At 73.6% G+C, this 14,571-nt stretch carries 13 protein-coding genes and 1 pseudogene; 11 read left to right on the forward strand and 3 right to left on the reverse strand.

The annotated features are described in order from the left end of the window. The first annotated feature begins 49 nt into the window (after nucleotides 1-49). Complete coding sequence (locus FHL80_RS14160) at nucleotides 50-580, forward strand: GNAT family N-acetyltransferase (RefSeq protein ID WP_138734043.1); 531 nt, start codon at nucleotides 50-52, stop codon at nucleotides 578-580. A 787-nt stretch (nucleotides 581-1,367) separates the two neighbouring features. Then, nucleotides 1,368-1,898, forward strand: a pseudogene (locus FHL80_RS27090) (DUF222 domain-containing protein); the annotation flags it as partial. A gap of 771 nt (nucleotides 1,899-2,669) precedes the next feature. On the opposite strand, the gene FHL80_RS14170 reads toward FHL80_RS27090, so the two are convergent. Then, nucleotides 2,670-3,470: a DUF1684 domain-containing protein gene (locus tag FHL80_RS14170; protein ID WP_138734044.1), complete on the reverse strand. Its 801-nt coding sequence runs from the start codon at nucleotides 3,468-3,470 to the stop codon at nucleotides 2,670-2,672. A gap of 153 nt (nucleotides 3,471-3,623) precedes the next feature. Between FHL80_RS14170 and FHL80_RS14180 the strand changes: the two genes are divergently transcribed. Together FHL80_RS14180 and FHL80_RS14185 are read left to right on the forward strand one after the other, a co-directional pair. Then, a complete protein-coding gene (locus FHL80_RS14180; protein WP_138734078.1) occupies nucleotides 3,624-4,133 on the forward strand; it encodes an NADPH-dependent FMN reductase in 510 nt (169 codons plus the stop codon). A 4-nt stretch (nucleotides 4,134-4,137) separates the two neighbouring features. After that, nucleotides 4,138-4,467 carry a putative quinol monooxygenase gene (locus FHL80_RS14185; protein WP_138734045.1) on the forward strand — a complete coding sequence of 110 codons (330 nt, stop codon included), beginning with the start codon at nucleotides 4,138-4,140 and terminating at the stop codon, nucleotides 4,465-4,467. 9 nt (nucleotides 4,468-4,476) lie between these two features. Here the strand turns inward: FHL80_RS14185 and FHL80_RS14190 are convergent, their stop codons facing one another. Beyond that, nucleotides 4,477-6,273 carry an FAD-dependent oxidoreductase gene (locus FHL80_RS14190; protein ID WP_138734046.1) on the reverse strand — a complete coding sequence of 599 codons (1,797 nt, stop codon included), beginning with the start codon at nucleotides 6,271-6,273 and terminating at the stop codon, nucleotides 4,477-4,479. Nucleotides 6,274-6,408: 135 nt separating this feature from the next. On the opposite strand from FHL80_RS14190, the gene pdxY reads away from it, so the two are divergent. From pdxY to mgrA, 5 genes are read left to right on the forward strand one after another with little or no spacing between them, the layout of a single operon-like run. Then, nucleotides 6,409-7,266 (forward strand): pyridoxal kinase PdxY, encoded by an 858-nt coding sequence (gene pdxY, locus FHL80_RS14195; protein ID WP_216870725.1) that lies wholly within the window; start codon nucleotides 6,409-6,411, stop codon nucleotides 7,264-7,266. Continuing rightward, nucleotides 7,263-7,745 carry a heme-degrading domain-containing protein gene (locus FHL80_RS14200; protein ID WP_138734047.1) on the forward strand — a complete coding sequence of 161 codons (483 nt, stop codon included), beginning with the start codon at nucleotides 7,263-7,265 and terminating at the stop codon, nucleotides 7,743-7,745. The genes pdxY and FHL80_RS14200 overlap by 4 nt, the downstream gene beginning before the upstream one ends. Next, the gene (locus FHL80_RS14205) at nucleotides 7,742-8,584 is read left to right on the forward strand and encodes a pentapeptide repeat-containing protein (RefSeq protein ID WP_138734048.1); all 843 of its coding nucleotides are present in this window, start codon (nucleotides 7,742-7,744) and stop codon (nucleotides 8,582-8,584) included. Before FHL80_RS14200 ends, FHL80_RS14205 begins: the two co-directional genes overlap by 4 nt. A gap of 20 nt (nucleotides 8,585-8,604) precedes the next feature. Next, complete coding sequence (locus FHL80_RS14210) at nucleotides 8,605-10,095, forward strand: APC family permease (RefSeq protein ID WP_138734049.1); 1,491 nt, start codon at nucleotides 8,605-8,607, stop codon at nucleotides 10,093-10,095. A gap of 21 nt (nucleotides 10,096-10,116) precedes the next feature. Then, nucleotides 10,117-11,154, forward strand: a complete 1,038-nt coding sequence (mgrA, locus tag FHL80_RS14215) for an L-glyceraldehyde 3-phosphate reductase (RefSeq protein ID WP_138734050.1) — start codon at nucleotides 10,117-10,119, stop codon at nucleotides 11,152-11,154. 45 nt (nucleotides 11,155-11,199) lie between these two features. On the opposite strand, the gene FHL80_RS14220 is transcribed toward mgrA, so the two are convergent. Beyond that, complete coding sequence (locus tag FHL80_RS14220) at nucleotides 11,200-12,624, reverse strand: NADP-dependent succinic semialdehyde dehydrogenase (protein ID WP_138734051.1); 1,425 nt, start codon at nucleotides 12,622-12,624, stop codon at nucleotides 11,200-11,202. 199 nt (nucleotides 12,625-12,823) lie between these two features. On the opposite strand from FHL80_RS14220, the gene FHL80_RS25570 reads away from it, so the two are divergent. Both FHL80_RS25570 and scpC read left to right on the forward strand, forming a co-directional pair. Then, on the forward strand, nucleotides 12,824-12,970 hold the full coding sequence (locus FHL80_RS25570; RefSeq protein ID WP_216870726.1) for a twin-arginine translocation signal domain-containing protein: 147 nt from the start codon (nucleotides 12,824-12,826) through the stop codon (nucleotides 12,968-12,970). Nucleotides 12,971-13,027: 57 nt separating this feature from the next. Continuing rightward, nucleotides 13,028-14,548: a succinyl-CoA:acetate CoA-transferase ScpC gene (gene scpC / locus FHL80_RS14230; RefSeq protein WP_138734053.1), complete on the forward strand. Its 1,521-nt coding sequence runs from the start codon at nucleotides 13,028-13,030 to the stop codon at nucleotides 14,546-14,548. The last annotated feature ends 23 nt before the right edge of the window (nucleotides 14,549-14,571 follow it).

A 14,571-nucleotide genomic window follows, 5' to 3' on the forward strand; every position in this document is an offset into this window, starting at 1 on the left:
CCCGCGCCCTGCCCGTACGCGCACCCCTCCGCGCAGGAGTCCTTCTCGCATGTCCGCGTCCCTGTCCTCGCACGCCTTCGACGTGGTGCGCGTGCACCCCGACGACCCGCTGGCCGCACCGCTGTTCGCCGACCTCGCCGTCGAGTACGACACCCGCTACGGCGACCTGTTCGGCGGTGCGTCGGAGGAGCTGACCCGCTACCCGGCCGAGGCGTTCCTGCCCCCGGACGGCGAGTTCCTGCTGCTGGTCGAGGACGACGTCGCGGTCGCCGGCGGCGCCTTCATGCGGCACTCCTCCGGCTCCGCCGAGGTCAAGCGGATGTGGACCGCCTCCTCGCACCGCCGCCGCGGGCTGGCCCGCCGGGTGCTCGCCCTGCTGGAGGAGCGGGCCGCCGCGGCCGGCTACCGCCGGATGCACCTGACCACCGGCCCGCGGCAGCCCGAGGCGCGCGACCTCTACCTCGCCGCCGGCTGGAAGCCGCTGTTCGACCCGGCGGTGCCTCGCCCCACCGACACCGAGACGCTGCGCGCCCTGCCGGTCGACCAGCGCCTCTACGCCTTCGAGAGAGAACTGCCGTGACCGCGCTCGCGACCCAGCCCTCCCCCACCCCGACGACCCGTACGAGCAGCTGACGGTCGACGCGGTCCAGGCGGGACTGCCGCACGCCTTCGACCACGGCAGCTACGCCGCCACCCTCTTCCGGTAGGGCCTCTCCGACGAGGCCGCCGACGAGCCGGTGGTCAACCCGCAGGTGGCGTCCTGACACCGCTCGACCCCGGCTCCCACCTGACCGTGGTGGACTGTCCACAGGTGGCATCTGCGCTGGTCAGCGCGCCACTGTTCCGGTGTTCTCGAACACGTGTTCGACGTCGATGCGGTCGCCGGGTGGCCTCGCGATCCGGCCTTCACGGCGGCCGTGGCCCGGATGCTCACCCATCCCTCGGCGGCTCGGTTGCTGGCGGCCGGCGCCCGCGTCCAGGACATGTGCGGCGAACCCGGCTGGTCGCTGATCGGGGACCACGAGGCCACCCCGACCGACGAGGCGCCGAGTGGCACATCGTCCGTCCCCGGGCCGGACGAGCTCTTCGCGCCGTGGGGTGCTTCGCTCGAGGCCGGCGGGCTGCTCCTGGACATGCTCCGCGACGAGCAGCGGGCCATCGGGGCCGCTGAGGCCCGGCGGGCTCGCTGGATCGTCGACTTCTGCCGGTCCCGCCCGTCGTCGAACGACCGGCCCGACACCGAGATCGGTGCCGCCGCCGCAGCCACCCGCGCGGCCCGACCCCCGGTCCTGGCCACCGTCAGCGAGTGGGCCGTCGACGAGGTGGCCACCGCCCTGTCCGTCACCTCCGCGAGGGCGCAGGCGTGGATGGTCCAGTCGCTGCAGCTGGTCGACCTGCTGCCCGCCACGCTCGACGCCCTGGCCGCCGGTGAGCTGACCTGGGAGCACGCCACCGCCCTCTGCCAGGTGGTCGCTCCCCTCGACGACGAGCACCGGGCCGAGGCGGAGGCGCGGGTGCTGGCCCGGCTCGGGCACAAGACCCCCACCCAGCTGCGCACCGCCGCGCACCGGGTGGTGCAGCGACTCGACGGTCAGGCCATCGGCCGCCGGGTCCAGACCGCCCTGCGCGAGCGCGGTGTCCAGCTCCACCCCACCGGTGACGGACTGGGCACGCTGTGCCTGACCGACCTGCCGCTGCCCGTCCTCCGCGCGGTGCAGGACGCCCTGCGGCAGTACGCCGACGCCGCACAGGCACCCGGGGACCAACGCACCCGGCAGCAGCGCATGGCCGACTGCCTCGTCGACCTGGTGCTGCGGCCCGGCGCCCACGGGCTCGCCCCGGTCCAGGCTCAGCTGACCATCATCGCCACCGTGCGCACCCTGCTCGGCGGCGACGACCCCGGCGAGATCGCGGGTGAGGTCGTCCCCGCCGGGACCGTCCGCGCCCTCGCCCGCGCGCTCGGCCTGCTGCCCGCTCACGCAGTGGACGCGGTCACGGCGGTCGACGACCCGTCCGGCACCGCACGTCCCGCCGACGCCGAGCGCACCGGGGACCCGCACGATGCCCAGCCGACCGCCGAGCCGACCGCCGAGCCGACCGAGGCAGCCCACGCCGCGAGGGCCGTGGCCGCCGGACTCACCGGCCTGCTCGACGCCCGCACGCTCAGCGGCACCGCACTCGCCCACCGGCCGCACATCGCCGTGGTCGACGAGCTCACCGGCCAGCTGCTCGCGTTGACCGATGCCGCCGGACTCCGCGCCGGCCAGGCACTCGGGCTGCCCTCACCGACCCACCGCTACGCACCCACCGACGCCCTGCGCCGCCACGTCCAGCTCCGCGACCGCCGCTGCCGGTTCCCCGGCTGCCGTCGCCCCGGGCGGGGCTGCGACCAGCACCACCTCACCCGCTGGCCGCTCGGCGACACCTCGGCCGAGAACCTCTGCTGCCTGTGCCGCCACCATCACCGGCTCGTCCACCAGGCACCCGGCTGGCAGCTGCACGCCCTGGCCGACGGCGCCCTGCGCTTCACCACCCCGACCGGCCAGGTGCTCGTCACCCACCCCGGAGGTCTCGCCGACGACGACCCAATGCCCGGACGCAGCGACGGGCCGCCACCCCGGGGTGGATCCCCCGGCCGACGACCCGCCACCGTTCTGATGACGGCTCGCTCAGCCGACCGGCTTCTTCTCCCCCGCCTCGACGGCGATCGGCAGGTGGTTCCCCTCCGGCGGCAGCGGGCAGGTCGCGAACTCCGTGTAGGCGCAGGGCAGGTTGGTGGCCCGGTTGAAGTCCAGGACCACGGTGCCTTCGGCGTCCGGCGGGTCGACCTTCAGCGACCGGTTGGCCGCGTAGGTGGTGACGCCCGAGGTCTCGTCGGTGAACAGCACGAACAGGCTGCCCGCGGTCGCACCGTTGAAGGCGGTCAGCGACAGCGACTGCCCGTCGAGCTCGAACTCGATCCGTCCCGGGGCGTCGTACACGTGCTGCAGCCCCTCGACGACCGCGCCGACGGTGGTCGGCCGCGGCTCGTCGAACGGCAGGTAGCGCCCGGTCACCGTCCAGCGCGGGTCCGCCGGGTAGGCCGGCGTCCCCAGGTGGCCCTGCAGCACCGGGTTGTCCGGGTGCCGCGGCCGGACGACGTCCGAGCCCCCGCGCCGCGCGACCTCGATCACCGCCTCGCCGGAGCCCACGGTCACCCCGCCGCGCTCCGGGATGACGCCGAAGGCGTGCTCACCGCGCACCGGCGCCCCGTCGACGACGAGCTCCTCACCGTCGGCGAGCCGGACCACCGGGCCGCCGTCGCCGGTCCACCACTCCCCCGGCGCGTCCGGGAACCGCTGGGGCTCCCCGGTCAGCCAGTGCAGCCCGGTGATCGCCAGGAACCCGTGCGGGTCGGCGCGCACCCGCTCGTGCTCGGCGTGCCACCGCTCCCACTGCTGCGCGAACGTGTCGGTCTCGACGACGGTCATGGTCAGGCCACCTCTCTGAGCCGGCCGGTGGCGACGTCGACGACGAAGCCCCGGACGCTGTCCTCGTTCGGGATGTACGGGCTCCCCAGGATGCGCCTGCGGGCAGACGACGCGTCTGCCGTCGAACTGCATCGACATGGTGGGATCCGCGGCGTGAGCACCATCGCCGTCGTCGGCAACCCCAAGCCCCGCTCGCGCACCCGGTCGGCCGCCGAGCTCGTCGTGGAGCGGCTGACCGGCGCCCCGCCGGACCGGGTCGTCGACGTCATCGACCTCGGCGCCGGTCTGCTGGGCTGGGGCGACCCGGACGTCGCCGACGCGGTGACCGCGCTGCGGGAGGCCGAGGTCGCCGTCGTCGCCAGCCCGACCTACAAGGCGACCTACACCGGGCTGCTCAAGTTGTTCCTCGACCAGGTCGGCACCGGTGACCTCGCCGGGGTGGTCGCCGTCCCGTTGATGCTCGGTGGCGGCCCGGGGCACGCGCTGGCGCCGGACCTGCTGCTCAAGCCGGTGCTGGTCGAGCTCGGCGCCACCACCCCGACGAAGGGCCTGTACCTCATCGACAAGGCGTGGGACTCCCCCGGCCCGCTGGACGAGTGGCTCAGAGCGGCCGGGCCGCAGGTCGCCGCCGCCCGCACCGCCGGGCGCCCGACCCTAGGCTGAGCCGGTGATCCTCATCGTCGTGAAGTGGCCCGTCCGTCCCGAGTTCGACGACCGGTGGCCGGAGCTGGTCCGCGAGTTCACCGAGGCCGTCCGGACCGAGCCGGGCAACGTCTTCTTCGAGTGGTCCCGCAGCGTCGAGGAGCCGCACACCTGGGTCCTCGTCGAGGGCTTCCGGGACGCCGAGGCCGGCTCCGTGCACACCGCCTCCGACCACTTCACCAAGGCGATCGGCGAGATGCCGGACTGGGTCTCGGCGACCCCGTCGATCATGTACGTCGACTCCCCCGACCTCTCCGGCTGGGGCCCGATGGGCGAGGTCCAGCCCCGCGGCTGACCGCTCGGCTCAGCGGCGGTCCAGGACGGCGCCGAGGACGTCGGCCAACCAGGTCCGGGCCTCCGCCGCCGAGGCCGGGGCGCCGGCGTGCCGGCCTGCGACGTAGAGGTCCGGGCGCACCAGGAGCACCCCGGCGTCACCGATCTCCCGCAGCTCGGCCCAGCTGCCGTAGGGGTCCTCGATCGGTTCGCCTGGCCCGATCGAGACCGGCGTGATCGTCAGTCCCCACGTCGACGCGAGCTCGGCGGCCGCCGCCAGCCAGGCCGCACCACCGATCCCGGTGACCACGGTGAAGGAGCCGCGGCCGGCCAGGTCCAGGGTGGACACCCGGTGCCCGGCCCGGGTCACCCAGGTGTGCGGCAGCTTGGCACCGGGCCAGGTCGTCGGCTGGGCGTACAGCGTCGGGTCGCGGCGGTACTCCGGCATCGGGGTGCCGTCGGGCACCACCGCCGAGGACGCGTACCGCTGGTTGTGCTCGACGCCGTGCGCGGCGAACTCGTGCGCCTTGTAGGCGATGGCCTCGCGCAGTGCGGCGCGCACCGCCTCCCCCTCGGGCCCCGGGGCCTTGCGCAGCGCCAGCGCCGCCTCGAGCTTGTCGACGTCGGTCGTGTCGGAGAGGTCCAGTGCGGTGAGGATCCGGCCGGTGTCGGCGATGCTCTGGTTGGCCCGCTCCACGATCTGCCGGGCGATCGGCGCCCGCTCGGCGTCGTAGCTGTCCAGCAGCGCCGGACCGGCAGTGCCGGCGACGACGTGCGCCAGCTTCCACGCCAGGTTGTAGGCGTCCTGGATCGACGTGTTCGAGCCCAGCCCGTTGGTCGGCGGGTGCCGGTGCACCGCATCGCCGGCGCAGAACACCCGACCGCGGGCGATCGTGGTGGCGAAGTGGTGGTTCACCGTCCACGGCGAGGCCGACCGCACCCGCATCTCGAAGTCCTCGGTGCCGACCAGGGCCACGGCCAGCTCGCGGACCACCTCGTCGGTGAACGTCGGCGGGCCGGCAGCCACCTCGTAGCCCCACATGAGCATCCACTCGGTCCAGGGCTTGATCATCCGCAGCACGCCCAGGCCGACGCCCTCCCGCTCGGCACCCGGCTGGAGCATCCAGTAGAGGACCGACGGGCGGTGGGCCACCAGGTGGGTCAGATCGGCCTCGAAGACGATGCTCATCGCCCCGGCCACCGCGCCGGGGCCCTCGAACGGCAGGTCCAGGTCGGCGGCGACCGCGCTCCGCGCACCGTCGGCGCCGATCAGGTACCGGGAGCGGATCGTGTGCTCCGCACCGGTCAGCCGGTCGCGGACGCTGGTGGTGACCCCTTCGTCGTCCTGCACGTGGCTCAGGTACTCGGTGTCGAACCGGATCCGGGCACCGCGCTCCTGGGCGGCCTGCACCATGACCGGCTCGGTGATGGTCTGCGGGGCGTCGAGCATCGTGCACGGGCTCTGCAGCTCGTAGTCGGCGTGCCGCACGGTGTCGGTGCCCCAGGAGGGGATCCGGCCCAGCTCCTCACCGGCAAGGCTGGTGCAGAACGTGGTGTTGCCCATCGACTCCCAGGGCGTGGCCAGCGCCATCAGCGTCTCCTCCACGCCCATGTCGCGCAGCGCCTCCATCGTGCGCTGGTTGGTGATGTGCGCCCGAGGGGTGTCGGAGAGCCGTCCGTACTTCGTGATCAGCAGGGTGCGGGTGCCGTACGTGGCGAGGAACAGCGCTGCGGACGCACCGGCCGGACCGGAGCCGACCACCAGGACGTCGGTGTCCAAGGTCGCGGAGGAGGCAGGAGGGGAGGCGGGGAGCTCGGCTGCGCTCATGGGGTCCTCGTCGTGGGCCGTGCGCAGGTCCGCACCGCGGGCGCCCAGGAGTACCCGCGCGGGCACAGCTGTGTCAACCGTCACACCCGGGGACTCGTCGGACGGCGCCGTCGGACGGTGTGGAACGGTTCCGCCATGGTGAACGTCCTCTCCATCCAGTCGCACGTGGCCTACGGGCACGCCGGCAACGCCTCGGCGGTCTTCCCGCTGCAGCGGCTGGGGGTCGAGGTCTGGCCGGTGCACACCGTGCAGTTCTCCAACCACACCGGCTACGGCGCGTGGACCGGCCGGGTCTTCGACGGGCAGGCCGTCGAGGAGGTCGTGCAGGGCATCGAGGACCGCGGCGTGCTGGGCAGCTGTGACGCCGTCCTGTCCGGGTACCTGGGCTCGGCCGACATCGGGCACGCCGTCCTCGGCTCGGTGGGCAAGGTGCGCGCGGCCAACCCGGCCGCGGTGTGGTGCTGCGACCCGGTGATCGGCGACGTCGGGCGGGGGGTGTTCGTCCGACCCGGCATCCCGGAGTTCCTCCGCGAGGTCGCCGTCCCCGCCGCGGACATCGTGACGCCGAACCACTTCGAGCTCGACCTGCTGTCCCAGCACGAGACCCGCTCGCTCGCCGCGGTGGAGGACGCCGTCGCCGCGGTCCAGGCGCTGGGCCCGCGGGTGGTGCTCACCACCTCGCTGGTCACCGAGGACACCCCCGACGACGCCGTCGACCTGCTCGCGTCCGAGGGCGGCCGGCACTTCCGGGTGCGCACCCCGCGGCTGGACGTGTCGGTCAACGGCGCCGGCGACGCGATCGCCGCGCTGTTCCTGGCGCACTGGCTGGCCACCCGCTCCGCCGGCGAGGCGCTCGGCCGGGCCGCCGCGTCGGTCTTCGGGCTGCTGCGGCTGACCGCGGAGGCGTCGTCCCGCGAGATCCTGCTGGTCGCCGCGCAGGACGAGTACGTCACCCCCACCCGCACCTTCGACGTCACCGAGGTCCGACCATGACCGACTTCCCGGCTCTCGCCGAGCTCGCCGCCGAGGAGGCGGAGCTGCAGCTGACCAGGTTCACCAACGACGACGCCTGGGCCCTCGGCTCCGCCCTGGTCGCCCGCGGGCAGGCCGAGCAGCTGCCCATCGCGATCGAGGTGTCCCGGCACTCCCACCAGCTCTTCCACGCCGCGCTGACCGGGGCGACGCCGGACAACGACCAGTGGATCGCCCGCAAGGCCCGCACGGTGCACCGGTTCGGGCACAGCTCGCTGGCCGTGGGCCAGCGCTTCCGCGAGATGGGGACGACGTTCGAGGACGGGTCCGGGCTCGACCCGGAGCTGTACGCGGCGCACGGTGGCGGCTTCCCGCTGCTGGTCCGCGACGTCGGCCCGGTCGGTGTCGTCGTGGTGTCCGGGCTGCCGCAGGTGGAGGACCACCGGATGGTCGTCGCCGCCCTCCGCGAGCTCATCGCCGCTCCCCCCGGCCGGCGATGACGGGTCTGGCCGACACCCGCGGCGACCTGGCGGCCGACTGCGGCCGCTGCGTCGGGCTCTGCTGCGTCGTGCCGGCCTTCAGCGCCTCCGCCGACTTCGCCGTCGACAAGCCGGCCGGGACGCCGTGCCTGCACCTGCTGGCGGACTCCCGCTGCGGCGTGCACGACCAGCTCCGCGAGCGCGGCTTCCCCGGCTGCGTCGTCTTCGACTGCCTCGGTGCCGGCCAGCGGGTCACCCAGGACGTCTTCGGCGGCGCCGACTGGCGCGACGACCCGGCGAGGGCGTCGGCGATGGCCGTCGTCTTCCCGGTGATGCGGCAGCTGACCGAGCTGCTCTGGCACCTGCGCGAGGCGCGCACCCTCGTGGGACCGGGCCCGCTGCGCGCCGAGGTCGAGCAGCGGCTGGCCGGCGTCGAGGCGCTCGCCGCCGGCAGCGCTGACGAGCTGGCCGCGCTGGACGCCGGGGCCCACCGCCGCGTGGTGGGCGACCTGCTGGGCCGGGTGAGCGAGGCCGCCCGCCGGGACGTCCCCGGCCGGGCCCGCGACCGCCGCGACGCCGACCTGATGGGGGCGCCGCTGCGGGGCGCCGACCTGCACGGCGCGAGCCTGCGCGGGGCGTACCTGATCGGCGCCGACCTGCGGGGGGCGGACCTGCGGCGGACCGATCTGCTCGGCGCCGACCTGCGGGCCGCCGACCTGCGCGGCGCGGACCTGGCCGGGGCCTTCTTCCTCACCCAGCCGCAGCTGACCGCCGCCGTCGGCGACGACACCACGGGGGTGCCGGCGGCGCTGTCCCGGCCGGCTCGGTGGGCTCCGCCCCCCGCCGGGCGGCGGCGGTGATCGGGACCTAACGGGTTCCGGTGCAGCTGTTCCGGACGAAGTCGCTCGAGGCCATCCAGTCCGACGTCGGCGGGGAGGACGACCGCGGCGGCGGGGACGTCGGCCACCTGCGCAAGCGGCTGACCGCCCGGCACCTGATCGGGTTCGGCATCGGCGTGGTGATCGGCACCGGCATCTTCACCCTGACCGGCATCCAGGCCCGCAACACCGCCGGCCCGGCCGTCGTCATCTCCTTCGCGATCGCCGGCGTCGTCGCGCTGCTGGCGGCGCTCTGCTACTCCGAGCTCGCCTCCAGCGTGCCGACCGCGGGCAGCGCCTACTCCTACGCCTACGCCACCACCGGCGAGCTGCTGGCCTGGATCATCGGCTGGGACCTGTTCCTGGAGTTCGCCTTCGGCGCGGCCGTGGTCGCCCGCGGCTGGTCGGCCTACATCGGCAACCTGCTCGACCTGCCGCCCTCGCTGTTCGGGGAGGGGGCGACGGTCAACGTCGGCGCGGCGTTCATCGTCGTCGTGCTGACCGTGGTCGCCGTCCTGGGCATCCGGGAGTCGGCCCGGGTCACCACCGTGCTCGTGGTCGTCAAGGTGGCGATCTGCGTGTTCGTCGTCGTCGCCGGCATCTGGTTCGTCAAGGGCGCCAACCTCACCCCGTTCATCCCGGCGGGCGCGCCCTCGGAGGGGGCCGACGGCCTCACCCGGCCGCTCATCTCGGTCATCGCCGGGCTGGAGCCCGCCACGTTCGGCATCGGCGGGGTGCTCACCGCCGCCGCCGTCGTCTTCTTCGCCTACACCGGCTTCGAGGCGGTCGCCAACATGTCGGAGGAGACCCGCAAGCCCTCCCGCGACATCCCGCTCGGCCTGCTCGGCACGCTCGGCGTGGCCACCGCGCTCTACATCGGCGTGGCCTTCGTCGTGGTCGGGATGGTGGAGTACACCGACATCGACGAGGGCGCCCCGATCGCGGACGCGTTCGACCAGGTGGGGCTGGGCTGGGCGTCGTCGCTGATCTCCATCGCCGCCGTCGCCGGGCTGACCTCGGTCATCCTGGTCGACCTGATCACCGTCAGCCGGATCGGCTTCGCGATGGGCCGGGACGGTCTGCTGCCACCGGGCATCGCCAAGGTCAGCCCGCGCACCGGCACCCCGGTGCGGATGACCCTGGCCTACGCCGCCCTCGTGCTGCTCATGGCGACGTTCGTCCCGCTGGAGAGCCTGGCGAACCTGGTCAGCATCGGCACCCTGTTCGCCTTCGTGCTGGTGTTCGCCGCCGTCCCGGTGCTGCGCCGCACCCGCCCGGACCTGCCCCGGCCGTTCAGGGTCCCCTTCTCCCCCGTCGTCCCGGTGGTCTCCGCGCTCGCCTGCCTCTACCTCATGCTCAACCTCGAGGTGGAGACCTGGCTGCGGTTCCTCGCCTGGATGGTGCTCGGCCTGCTCGTCTACGCCTTCTACGGCTACCGGCACTCCCGGATCGGCTCCGCCGACCGGGTCGAGGCCGCGGGCCGGAGCGACTGAGCCACCCGGCAGGATCAGCACATGTCCTACAGCGCAGACAGCACCCGCTACGACTCGATGCCGTACCGGCGCACCGGCCGGAGCGGCCTCGACCTGCCCGCCGTGAGCCTGGGCCTCTGGCACAACTTCGGGGACGACGTCCCCGTCGACCGTCAGCGGGACATCCTCCGCCGGGCCTTCGACCTGGGCGTGACGCACTTCGACCTGGCCAACAACTACGGCCCGCCGTACGGCTCCGCGGAGACCAACTTCGGCCGGCACCTGGCCGCCGACCTCCGGCCCTACCGCGACGAGCTGGTCATCTCCTCCAAGGCCGGCTGGGACATGTGGCCCGGCCCCTACGGCCAGGGCGGCGGTGGCCGCAAGTACGTGCTGGCCAGCCTCGACCAGTCGCTGCAGCGGATGGGGCTGGAGTACGTCGACGTCTTCTACAGCCACCGACCGGACCCGACCACGCCGCTCGAGGAGACGATGGGCGCGCTGCACACGGCGGTGCAGTCGGGTAGGGCGCTGTACGTCGGCATCTCCTCCTACTCCCCGGAGATGACGGCGGAGGCGGCCCGCATCCTCGCCGACCTGGGGACGCCGCTGCTCATCCACCAGCCGTCCTACTCGATGCTCAACCGCTGGATCGAGACCGAGGGCCTGCTGGACACCCTCGTCGAGGTGGGCGCGGGCTGCATCGCCTTCTCCCCGCTGGCCCAGGGCATGCTCACCGACAAGTACCTGGACGGCGTCCCCGAGGGCTCCCGCGCGAGCCAGGACAAGTCCCTGGACCGCGGGATGATCACCGAGCAGTACCTCACCCACGTGCGGGCGCTGGACGAGATCGCCCGGTCCCGCGGGCAGAGCCTGGCCCAGCTCGCGCTGTCCTGGGCGCTGCGCGACCCGCGGGTCACCTCGGTGCTGATCGGTGCCAGCAGCGTGCGGCAGCTGGAGCAGAACGTCGCCGCGACCGAGCACCTCGAGTTCACCGCGGAGGAGCTGGCCGCGATCGACCAGCACGCCGTCGACGGCGGCATCGACCTCTGGAAGGGCGCCCGCGAGGGCACCCTCTGAGCCGACCGGAGGGGCCATGTCGGCCGACATGGCCCCTCCGGGTGGTCACTCGGCGGCCGACCCCGCCGTCGCGCCTGCCGTCTGCTCGCTGCTGGGGGCACCGACCCACACGGTCTTGGCGTTCATGAACGCCCGCATGCCGACCTCGGTGAGCTCGCGGCCGTAGCCGCTCTGCTTGACCCCGCCGAACGGGAGCTCCGGGTAGCTGGTGGTCATGCCGTTGACGAACGCCATGCCGGACTCGATGTCCCGGACGAACTGGGCGCGCTCCCCCTCGTCCTCGCTCCACAGGTTGGAGCCCAGACCGTAGGGGTGGCTGTTGGCGATCTCGATGGCCTCGCCGAGGCTGTCGACGGTCCACAGGGCGGCGACCGGGCCGAACACCTCCTCCGCGTACAGCTTCATCTCCGGCGTGATCCCGGTGAGCAGGGTCGGCTCGTAGAACCAGCCGGGCCGGTCGACCCGCTTGCCGCCGACCACGACGGTCGCGCCCTTGGCGACGGCGTCCTCGACGTAGTCCGCGACGTCCTGGACGCCGGACTCGGTGGCCAGCGGCCCGACCTGGGTGTCGGGGTCCATCGGGTCGCCCACGGTCAACGCGCCGATCTTCTCGGCGAAGACGCGGGTGAACTCCTCGGCGACGTCGCGGTGCACGAAGAACCGCTTGGCGGCGATGCAGCTCTGCCCGTTGTTCTGGTTGCGCGAGGTCACCGCGACCCCGGCGGCGGCCTCCAGGTCGGCGGAGGGCATCACGATGAACGGGTCGCTGCCGCCCAGCTCGAGCACGGTGGGCTTGAGCGCGTCCCCCGCGATCGAGGCCACCGACTGACCGGCCGGCGCGCTGCCGGTGAGGGTCGCGGCCGTCACCCGGTCGTCGCGGAGCACCCGCTCGATGGTGCCCGAGCCGATGAGCAGGGTCTGGAAGACGTCGGCGGGGAAGCCCGCCTTGCGGAACAGCTCCTCCATGTACAGCGCGGTCTGGGGCACGTTGCTGGCGTGCTTGAGCAGCCCGACGTTGCCGGCCATCAGCGCCGGCGCGGCGAACCGCATCGCCTGCCAGAGCGGGAAGTTCCACGGCATGATCGCCAGCACGACGCCGAGCGGCTGGTAGGTCACGTAGGCGTCGACCGCGTTCACCGCACCGGCGTCCTTGCGCTCGGGCTCCAGGTAGGCCGGCCCGTGCTCGGCGTAGAAGCGCAGCGCCGTGACGCACTTGGTGGCCTCGGCCTTCGCCGCGGCCAGCGTCTTGCCCATCTCGGTGGTCATCAGCTCGGCGACGGCGTCGACGTCGGCCTCCAGCGCGTCGGCAGCCGCCCGGAGCCAGCCGACCCGGTCCTCGACCGAGGTCAGCCGGTAGCTCGCGTAGGCGGTCGCGGCGCGGGCGAGCGCGTCCTCGAGCGCCTCGTCGGACAGCGGCTCGTAGGTCTTCAGCGTCTCGCCGGTCGTGGGGTTGATGGTGGCGATGGCCATGGGGGACTCCCGTCGTCGGACCGGTCGCGGGTCGGGGCCGGACGGCGGCGCTCCCGGGGGGCGCTCGGGCGGTCCGGCTCGGCTCGCCTGCCCTCCTCCCCTGCCCGCTGACCCGCTGGTGAAACGACCGGCCCGCGACGTCGGTCGTTCATCCGCCCGCCCCTGGTGGCGGGCGCGCGACGCGGCCACAGTGCTCGGCATGGTGACGGAGACGCCGCTGTCCCGCCGGACGGTGCTGAAGGGCGGGGCCGCGGCCGCCGCCGCCCTCGCGCTGAGCACGCTCCCGCCGTCGGACGTCCGGGCCGTCGGCGTCCCCCGGTCGGCCGGGCGCGGCTCCCGGTCCTAACGTGGTGCAGGACGCGGTCGTGTGCGTGGACCGCACAGCCGACGAGGAGGTCCGCTGATGACCGGGACCGGACGCATCCAGCACGCCGGGATGGCCGCCAAGGTGATGTCCGCCGACGCGGCCGTCGAGCACATCCGGCACGGCGACACCGTGGGGATGAGCGGCTTCACCGGCGCCGGCTACCCCAAGGTGGTGCCGCAGGCGCTGGCCCGCGAGATCACCGCCGCACACGAGGCCGGCGACCCGTTCCGGGTGAGCGTCTGGACCGGCGCCTCCACCGCACCAGAGCTCGACGGCGCCCTCGCCGCCGCGGACGGGATCGAGCTGCGGCTGCCCTACCAGTCCGACCCGGTCAGCCGGCAGAAGATCAACGACGGCCTGATGGAGTACATCGACGTCCACCTCTCGCACGTGGCGCAGCTGGCCTGGGAGGGGTTCCTCGGACCGCTGGACGTCGCGGTCGTGGAGGTCAGCGGGATCACGAGCGAGGGGTTCCTGGTCCCGTCGTCCTCGATCGGCAACAACAAGACCTGGCTGGACCGCGCCGACCGGGTGGTCCTCGAGGTCAACTCCTGGCAGAGCGCCGACCTCGACGGCATGCACGACGTCTACTACGGCACCGCCCTGCCCCCGGACCGCCGGCCGATCCAGCTGGTGCACCCGGGTGACCGGATCGGGGAGCCGTACCTGCGGGTGGACCCGGCGAAGGTGGTGGCGGTCGTGGAGACCGACTCCCCCGACCGGAACACCGCCTTCGCCGCACCGGACGACACGGCGCGGCGGATCGCCGGGCACCTCATCGAGTTCCTCGACCACGAGGTCTCGGTCGGCCGGGTGCCCCCCCAGCTGCTCCCGCTGCAGTCAGGGGTGGGGAACGTGGCCAACGCCGTGCTCGCCGGGCTGCAGGACAGCCGCTACGAGCAGCTGACCGCGTACACCGAGGTGATCCAGGACGGCATGCTCGACCTGCTGCGGTCCGGGAAGCTGGCGCTGGCCTCGGCGACCGCCTTCTCGCTCAGCCCGACCGCCGTCGAGGACTTCAACGCCAACGCCCGCGAGTTCCGCGACCGGATCCTGCTGCGGCCGCAGGAGATCAGCAACCACCCGGAGGTCATCCGGCGGCTGGGGGTGCTGGCGATGAACGGGATGATCGAGGCGGACCTGTACGGCAACGTGAACTCCACGCACCTGATGGGCAGCCGCATCCAGAACGGCATCGGCGGGTCCGGCGACTTCGCCCGGAACGCCTTCATCTCCTTCTTCGTCACCCCGTCGACGGCCAAGGGCGGTGCGATCTCCTCGATCGTCCCGATGGTGTCCCACGTCGACCACACCGAGCACGACGTGCACGTGATCGTCACCGAGCACGGGCTGGCCGACCTGCGCGGGCTGGCGCCGCGGCGGCGGGCCCAGGTGGTCATCGACCACTGCGCCGCACCCGAGTACCGGCCGATGCTGGCCGACTACGTGGAGCGGGCGCAGAGCGGCGCCTACGGCCGGCACACCCCGCACCTGCTGGCCGAGGCGCTGGGCTGGCACACCCGGTACCTGGAGACCGGCTCGATGCTGCCGAGCTGACCGGCGCCGGCAGACGGGCCCGC

This window comes from Modestobacter excelsi (assembly GCF_005930495.1).
Classification (GTDB): domain Bacteria; phylum Actinomycetota; class Actinomycetes; order Mycobacteriales; family Geodermatophilaceae; genus Modestobacter; species Modestobacter excelsi.

Coding starts and splice junctions, on each gene's coding strand:
- FHL80_RS14160 (WP_138734043.1), top strand. CDS start 50: ATGTCCGCGTCCCTGTCCTCGCACGCCTTCGACGTGGTGCGCGTGCAC.
- FHL80_RS14220 (WP_138734051.1), bottom strand. CDS start 12,624: ATGGCCATCGCCACCATCAACCCCACGACCGGCGAGACGCTGAAGACC.
- scpC (WP_138734053.1), top strand. CDS start 13,028: ATGACCGGGACCGGACGCATCCAGCACGCCGGGATGGCCGCCAAGGTG.
- pdxY (WP_216870725.1), top strand. CDS start 6,409: ATGGTGAACGTCCTCTCCATCCAGTCGCACGTGGCCTACGGGCACGCC.
- FHL80_RS14205 (WP_138734048.1), top strand. CDS start 7,742: ATGACGGGTCTGGCCGACACCCGCGGCGACCTGGCGGCCGACTGCGGC.
- FHL80_RS14190 (WP_138734046.1), bottom strand. CDS start 6,273: ATGAGCGCAGCCGAGCTCCCCGCCTCCCCTCCTGCCTCCTCCGCGACC.
- FHL80_RS14170 (WP_138734044.1), bottom strand. CDS start 3,470: ATGACCGTCGTCGAGACCGACACGTTCGCGCAGCAGTGGGAGCGGTGG.
- FHL80_RS25570 (WP_216870726.1), top strand. CDS start 12,824: ATGGTGACGGAGACGCCGCTGTCCCGCCGGACGGTGCTGAAGGGCGGG.
- FHL80_RS14200 (WP_138734047.1), top strand. CDS start 7,263: ATGACCGACTTCCCGGCTCTCGCCGAGCTCGCCGCCGAGGAGGCGGAG.
- mgrA (WP_138734050.1), top strand. CDS start 10,117: ATGTCCTACAGCGCAGACAGCACCCGCTACGACTCGATGCCGTACCGG.